Here is a 1,929-nt window from a genome sequence, read left to right on the forward strand (position 1 = left end):
CAGGGCCCGATGACCCGCGTCAGCGATCAGCCCGCGTTCGCCGCCGAGGTCGCGGCCGGCGGGGCGCTGCCGTTCATCGCGCTGGCGCTGTCCGGCGCGGACCAGACGCGGGACGTCCTGCGGCGGACCCGCGAAGCCGTGGGCGAGGCGCCCTGGGGCGTCGGGGTGCTGGGGTTCGCCGCCGACGACGTCAAAGCCGCCCAGCTGGCGGTGATCCGCGAGCTGCGGCCGACCCACGCGATCATCGCGGGCGGCCGCCCGGCGCAGGCCGCGGCTCTGGAGGACGCCGGGATCTCCACGTTCCTGCACGTGCCCTCGCCCGGGCTGCTGAAGCAGTTCCTCGAGGCCGGGGCGCGCAAGTTCGTCTTCGAGGGCTCGGAATGCGGTGGCCACGTCGGGCCGCGCACCAGTTTCCCGTTGTGGGAAGCGCAGCTCGGGGTCCTCGCCGACTTCCTGGCGACGACGCCGGCGCCGGACTTGCAGCTGCTGTTCGCCGGGGGCGTCCACGACGAACGATCGGCCGCCATGGTTGCCGCGCTCGCCGCGCCGGTGGCGGCGCGGGGTGCGGCGATCGGGGTGCTGATGGGCACCGCGTACCTGTTCACGCGCGAGGCCGTCGAAGCGGGCGCGGTGCTGCCGGGCTTCCAGCGGCAGCTGCTCGCCGCGGAGCAGACCGACCTGCTGGAAACCGCGCCGGGCCACGCGACCCGCTGCGTCCGCAGCTCGTTCACCGAGGAGTACGCGGCGATCAAGGCGGACCTCGCGGAGCGGGGCGTGCCGAGCCGCGACGCGTGGGAACAGCTGGAGACGCTGAATGTCGGTCGGCTTCGCCTGGCGAGCAAGGGCATCGAGCGCGTCGGCGCCGAACTGCGCGACGTCGGCGAGGACCGGCAGCTCGCCGAGGGCATGTTCATGGCGGGCGAGGTCGCGGTGCTGCGCTCGGCCGTGACGACGATCGCCGGCCTGCACCACGCCGTGGGGGAGGGCGCGGACGCGTTCCTTCGGGAGCGGGCCGCGTCCTTCTCGGGCGCCGAACCGGAGCCCGCCGCGCCCGAGCCCCTCGACATCGCGATCGTCGGGATGGCGTGCCTGTTCCCGCAGGCGCCCGACCTGGCGTCGTTCTGGGCGAACGTGCTGTCCGGAGTGGACGCCGTCACCGAGGTCCCGCCGCAGCGCTGGGACACCTCGCGGTACTACGACGCGGAAGGGCAAGGCGGGAAGACGCCGTCGCGCTGGGGCGGGTTCCTGCCCGAGATCGGCTTCGACCCGCTGCGCTACGGCATCCCGCCGTCGTCGCTGGCCAGCATCGAACCCGTGCAGCTGCTGGCACTGGAGGCCGCGCACCGGGCGCTGGTCGACGCGGGCTACGAGCAGCGCGCGTTCGACCGCTCGCGGACGTCGGTGGTGTTCGGCGCCGAGGCGGGCAGCGACCTGTCGAACGCGATGAGCCTGCGGACCGTGCTGCCGTCCTATGTGGGCGAACTGCCGTCCGAACTGGACGAACGGCTGCCGCGGCTCACCGAGGACTCGTTCCCCGGCGTGCTGGCCAACGTCATCGCCGGGCGGATCGCCAACCGGCTCGACCTCGGCGGGGCGAACTACACCGTCGACGCGGCCTGCGCGTCTTCGCTGACCGCCGTCGACGTCGCCTGCAAGGAGCTGACCGCGGGCACCAGCGACCTCGTCCTCTGCGGTGGCGCGGACCTGCACAACGGCATCAACGACTACCTCCTGTTCGCCTCGGCGCACGCCCTCTCGCCGACCGGGCGGTCGGCGACGTTCGACAGCGCGGCGGACGGCATCGCGCTCGGCGAAGGCGTCGCCTGCGTCGCGCTCAAGCGGCTGGCCGACGCCGAACGCGACGGCGACCGGGTGTACGCGGTGATCAAGGGCGTCGGCGCGGCGTCCGACGGCCGCGCGCTGGGGCTG

At 74.1% G+C, this 1,929-nt stretch carries 1 protein-coding gene; it reads left to right on the forward strand.

Annotated elements, in window-relative coordinates:
* Window positions 1-1,929: beta-ketoacyl synthase N-terminal-like domain-containing protein (locus G3I65_RS23515; protein ID WP_203612484.1), on the forward strand; the 1,929-nt coding region annotated here is incomplete at both ends.

This window comes from Amycolatopsis sp. SID8362 (genome assembly GCF_010550475.1).
GTDB classification, from domain to species: Bacteria; Actinomycetota; Actinomycetes; order Mycobacteriales; family Pseudonocardiaceae; genus Amycolatopsis; species Amycolatopsis eburnea.